Origin of the sequence: Paraburkholderia sp. LEh10, assembly GCF_017814945.1 — a bacterium.
Lineage (GTDB): Bacteria > Pseudomonadota > Gammaproteobacteria > Burkholderiales > Burkholderiaceae > Paraburkholderia.
The window spans coordinates 1-5,140 of the sequence record NZ_JAGIPX010000154.1 but is presented as its reverse complement, the minus strand read 5'-3'; the positions used below and the strand labels follow the sequence as shown (position 1 = coordinate 5,140).

Genomic DNA, 5,140 nt, shown 5'->3' with positions numbered 1-5,140 from the left:
AGTAGTTCAAACCAGGCGCCTTGCTCACGAAGCGTTTGACGTTGCTACTCTACATAAAGATCTACAGCCGGTAATAATGTGCGGTTGAGACAATCGATACGTGGCCCATGTACATCGACAGCTTGGGTAGTTTGGTCTGCACATCAGCCCCCTCCTTGTACCAACGTAGCAAGGCACCAATCGCGAAGCTGTGCCGAAGATCCAGGATGCGGGGTTGGCGCCCGTCAGTACCCTGAATGCGAGCCGAGCGCATCACTTCCGTGAACAGGTGCTGGAATCCTTCTCCTGTATAGCCGTGAAATCCTGCGACACAGTGGCACAACAGCGGCGCATCGGGCGCGCAGTCGAACTGCGCCTGCAACCGCTTGCGCAGATACCGGCGAACTTCCGCGCGCGCATCCTCCGACAATGGTACAAACCGTGATCGGTGGAACTTCGACTCGCGGATATGCAGCACGCCTTGCGCCTCGTTCACATCGGCCAGGGTCAACCGTACGAGCTCGCCACGACGAAGTCCCGCGCAGTAGAGCAAAGCCACACCCAGGCGACATAGTGCTGGCCGAAGCGGGGATTGCCAGGTGCCGCGAAGTTGATCACAAGCGTCCAGCATGCGCGCGATATCTGTTCCGGAGACGATAACAGGAGGATCATGGGGACTACTCCGCGTGAATCGACGTCGATCCGGCACGAAACACTCCGGTTCGGCGCGTTGCCGGAAGCGACACAGCTTGCACACAGTCAGTTGCCGGTGTCGTTGTGTGATTCCTCGCAAGGAGGAAAATGCCTGGCACCACGTCTCGAAGCCCTGCTGGGTTAGGTCGCTAAAGCCATGCTCGCTCAGGAATCGACTCAACGCCCGGAGAGTTTGCTCTTCCTTGAAGTAGCGGCGGCCAAGCGCTCGCCAGTGAAGAAGATAGCGCTCGATAGCAAGATCGAGCGGTGTCTGGGTGTGGTTCATGACGAGCTCCCCAGCAGAATGTTCGTGGTTGCTGACCTCAGTGGCAGGCCGACTTCTCTTAACACTTCCATTTGCAGCCGAAGATAAACGCATGTGCTTTCCAGCGAACGGTGGCCCAACAGGTCGCCGATTGCCTTGAGGCCAACGCCCCTGTTCAATAACCTCATGGCGAAAGCGTGCCGCAGGCTGTAGGCTGAACTTCCTTGTAGGGCCAAGCCGCTCGCAAGCATGCGCCTCTTGTAGATTTCGTTGATCGCGGTGGGACACAATGCAGTGGCGGGCCTATGCGACCGCAGAAACAGGTCTGTTCGGCCGCGGACGACTGGCCTGCCGAAGTTCAGATAATGCTTGAGTATGCGGGTAGTCTGAACGGACAACGGAAGGAGAAGCTCCGAGCAGGTCTTACGTTGGTGAACAAGCAAAGTCCTTTGCGTCCAGTCGATCGAATCAAGTTGCAACGCGGCGATCTCAGCAGGCCGCAAACCATAGTGCGCCATCAGATAGAGAATGGCATGATCCCGACAGCCAACCATGCTTGACCGATCGATGGAATGAAGTAGTACGAGAACGTCGCGCCACGGGAGTGCGCGTGGTGGTAATTCATCACGATAGGTACGCGGGGTGTCGATCTGTCCGATGGGTTCGCGTATCTCGCCACGGACGTGGCAGAACAGCAGGAATGAGCGCAGATGCGCCACCACCTGTTGCAGGCTCTGGCGGTTCATCCGTTCGCCCGAGACAGCTACAAAACGATCCACAGATTGCATCGACAGCTCAGCAAGGGAAGCCTCTGGCGAAACCGCGTAGCTCAGGAAGGTCATCGCCGTACGCATGTGGTTGCCGACTGTCGACGGCGACATGCCCCGCTGATTGACCAGCGAATCCCGGTACGCATCCAGTAACGTCGCGAAGCGATCATTGCGTGAGACGGGCAGCAAGTGACCTCGCGCCGAAAGAAAGCGTTCGAAGCGGTGCTGCGTATGCCGGTACAGCTTCTGCGCCCCCGGATTCGCAGCGGGAAGTGCAAATAGCGCCGCGAGGTCTTCAGGAGAGAATCTTGATTCGGCAGTAACGTCGCCGGCGCCCTCGAGTGTCCGTTTTAAACGAAAAAGATGGCGGCGAAGCGCCGTGCCCATGTAGCCTTCGTCGACGAGCCAATTGGCGAAGTCCTCAAGCACATTGGTGACGGATGACTGTGCGTAAGGCTGTTGACCTTTGGGAAAGATTTGCTCGAGCATCATGGCCTCCATCAACGTCCGACGGAAATAACCACCATACGCTCGGCGGGTTCAGTTATGTTGAGAAACGCCGTGCAGTTCGACGGGAGAGTAGGAGGAAATTTGCGCTACTTAACATCTTGAACTACTTCACATTAGTCGATGATCCACACCGGCAGCATCTGCTTGCCTTCGACGAGTTCGCTGATGCGCTGCTTGAGATCGCGCCACAGGTCCGCCCGCCGGTAGCTGGGTTCCAGTCCGAGCGCGCGGGCAAGCGAGCGGTACAGGTCGATGCGGCCGAACTCCGTTTCAGCCAGATAGATGACGTGGTAACGGTGTGGATTCAGGCCGCGCGTGATGTGGCGCAAGGCGGCGGTCTTGCCCACGCCGGGTTCGCCCGTCAGCAGACCGATGCCGGGGCTGGTGAGCAGCCACTGGAAACGCTCGGCCAGCGCTGCGAGCGCGCCGTCGTCCCACAGGTCCGTGCTGTCCTTGTCCAGCGGCGCGCGGCGCAGGCCGAAGTGCTGTCGGTACATGCTCAGCCTTCCTCGCGGTAGTGACGCTGGTGCACAAGCTCGAGCAGGTTCGGTCCCGGTGTCGTTGCGTGGGTAACAGGCTCTGGCTGGGCTCTGCGCCGTCGTCGCGTGCTGTTCGCCACGACGTCGAGCGCGGTGGCGGCGCCCAGCTGCTCACCCGTCTGGCTTTCGATACGCACTACCGTGCCGGCATGCGGATCGACGACGAGCATCACAGTCTGTCCGGTGAGCTCGTACGGGACCTCGAAGCGCCGGTTCTGGTAAGAGACGGTGCCGTCGCGGCGAACATGCCGGGCTACGCGATGCCAGAACAGTTCGTCGAGCTGCGCGGTCAGCGGCCCGAGCAGCCGGATGCGGGGCAGATCCTGCTGGTAGCGCGACAGCGGTGTCTGGTTACCCAGCGCGCTGTGGGGCTGACGGTGATAGACCTGCTCGACCCATGCCCACAAACGCGCGTTGAGGTCCGCGAGTTCGCGAATGTGCGTGGCATCGAGCTCGGCCAGAAACTGGTCACGTAATGTCCGGTGCCAGCGTTCAAGCTTGCCCTTGCCTTCGGGCGCGTATGGACGGCAATACACCAGCCGCATCGACAGCCGTGCGCAGATGCCCTGCAGCGTCGAGGCGCGGTATGCGGCGCCGTTGTCGACGACGATCGTCTTCGGAACGCCACGCCTGAGCAGGGCCTGCTTGAGCACGCCCTCGATGTCGAGCGCCGTCTCCGACAGACAGAACGCACTATGGGCAATCAGGCGCGAGGCGTCGTCCATCAGCGACACAAGATACGTCTTCATGCGACGCCCGCCAAACGACAGCGTGGGGCCGTGCATGACGTCGCCATACCAGATCGAGCCGGCGTGTTCGGCCTCGAAGCTGCGCTTCTCCTCGGGCACGACATCCGGCCCGGCAATGCGTGAGATGCCGTGAGCCTTGAGCAGGCGATGTACGGCGCAGCGCGAGAGCGTGTCGCGCGGCACGAGGCCGGCGGCTTCCAGCAGCAGGCGGATCTGGCGGATTGACCGGCGCGGGTTCTCACGTTTGGCCGCGAGCACCGCGAGCTGGACGGGCTCAGGCAGCTTCGAGCGGCCAGTATCGGTACGGGGCGCATCGGACAGGCCAGCCAGCCCATTGCGGCGCCAGGAGTAATACCACGCCTGCAGCGTCTTCTCACTGATATGGCGCCGGCGTGAACCGGGAATGGCGTATTCCTGCTGCGCGAGCTGCCGCACGATCTGCTGCAGTTCGCCGCGACCCAACCGCTCACGGCTGACCAGCGGGCCGAGCACCGACAGGCGGAACAGCGCCTTCGGATCGATATCGTTCATGGAGGTTCCTGTCAAAGTGAAGGAACCGCCATCAAACCGCTGATCGTCGGCGCGCGGCAGTGAGCAGACTGTGTGGAGTCCACGCTACTGCGCGGGCAGCACCGTCGCACGGCGATCGGGAATCAGTCGATCATGGGACAGTTATGCCGTCCCGATCCAGCCACGCCATCGCTTCGCATAGGGGCATACGCTCGAGGCAGGCGAGCCAGAAGTGGTTGCGACCGGCACTGCGGCCGAGTTCTGCAAAGCGGCTACACAAATGAAAGAAGAACGTCCCGTGAGCCGCCACCAGCGATCGCCACCAGCGCCGCACGGTGTGATAGGCCAGCGCGAAGATGTTTGCCGTACGGCGTAGCGAGGTGCCCGCGATCAGCAGTTGCAGCACGTTCTGCTGCAACGACCAGTCATACCATCGACGTGGACAGATGCACAGCGGCAGACGTGAACAGGTCCGCGTGCAGGATGGGCAACGGAAACGTGGCACAGGCACCGGATTGAGCGCGCCGTCGGCGCTGCGATCCGCTTTGCGCCCGTAACAGCCGTGACACCACAGGCAGCCACTGCCGCAATGCGGACAGCGATCGGGCCGGTAAGAAGCGGGAGAGCACTCAATCGCGCGACGATGTTGTTCGAGGTAGAGAAAGGCAAATACAATGCGATGCATGGCCGGTCTGTTCTTGATGTTTGTACGACGCCTGAGAAACATCGCACGATATCAGAGCAGCGCCGGCCATCCTGCTACCCCTCATGTCTCGCGCTGCGCGCGGTAATCGACAAGACATCGTCCTGGCTGACCGCGCGACAATCTCACCCCTCCCGGCTCATTCTGCGCGCGACGTAACACGTGACAACGGCAATACCAGGCCCGAACAGTAGCCCTTGAGACCGGCATAGCGATCGGCATGCCCTAACGCCTGTGCCAGATGGCTCAGATACGCGTCAAATTCGTCGACATCTTCTCTCATCGCGATCGCCCGGAGTCTGTATTATTCAATAGTACCAGGTATCCCTTTACAAGGAATATTTTTGTGACACAGTAAGACTTCTATGGGGCATTGGAAGTCAAGCCCTTTCGCGATCCATTTTTCCGTCAGTTATCTCCCA

At 60.6% G+C, this 5,140-nt stretch carries 6 protein-coding genes; all 6 read right to left on the bottom strand.

Annotated elements, in window-relative coordinates; genetic code table 11:
- Positions 1 to 61 precede the first annotated feature (61 nt).
- The gene (locus tag J8I87_RS43205; protein WP_209938725.1) at positions 62 to 958 is read right to left on the bottom strand and encodes a tyrosine-type recombinase/integrase; all 897 of its coding nucleotides are present in this window, start codon (positions 956 to 958) and stop codon (positions 62 to 64) included.
- Entirely contained in the window at positions 955 to 2,199 is a 1,245-nt protein-coding gene (locus tag J8I87_RS43200) for a tyrosine-type recombinase/integrase (RefSeq protein ID WP_209938724.1), read from the bottom strand. Before J8I87_RS43200 ends, J8I87_RS43205 begins: the two co-directional genes overlap by 4 nt.
- A 131-nt stretch (positions 2,200 to 2,330) precedes the next feature.
- Positions 2,331 to 2,714 carry an ATP-binding protein gene (locus tag J8I87_RS43195; RefSeq protein WP_245254610.1) on the bottom strand — a complete coding sequence of 128 codons (384 nt, stop codon included), beginning with the start codon at positions 2,712 to 2,714 and terminating at the stop codon, positions 2,331 to 2,333.
- A 2-nt stretch (positions 2,715 to 2,716) separates the two neighbouring features.
- A complete protein-coding gene (locus tag J8I87_RS43190; protein WP_209938723.1) occupies positions 2,717 to 4,036 on the bottom strand; it encodes a DDE-type integrase/transposase/recombinase in 1,320 nt (439 codons plus the stop codon).
- A 130-nt stretch (positions 4,037 to 4,166) separates the two neighbouring features.
- Positions 4,167 to 4,700 carry a DUF6431 domain-containing protein gene (locus tag J8I87_RS43185; protein ID WP_245254609.1) on the bottom strand — a complete coding sequence of 178 codons (534 nt, stop codon included), beginning with the start codon at positions 4,698 to 4,700 and terminating at the stop codon, positions 4,167 to 4,169.
- A 157-nt stretch (positions 4,701 to 4,857) separates the two neighbouring features.
- The gene (locus tag J8I87_RS43180) at positions 4,858 to 5,001 is read right to left on the bottom strand and encodes a hypothetical protein (protein ID WP_209938726.1); all 144 of its coding nucleotides are present in this window, start codon (positions 4,999 to 5,001) and stop codon (positions 4,858 to 4,860) included.
- Positions 5,002 to 5,140: the final 139 nt, after the last annotated feature.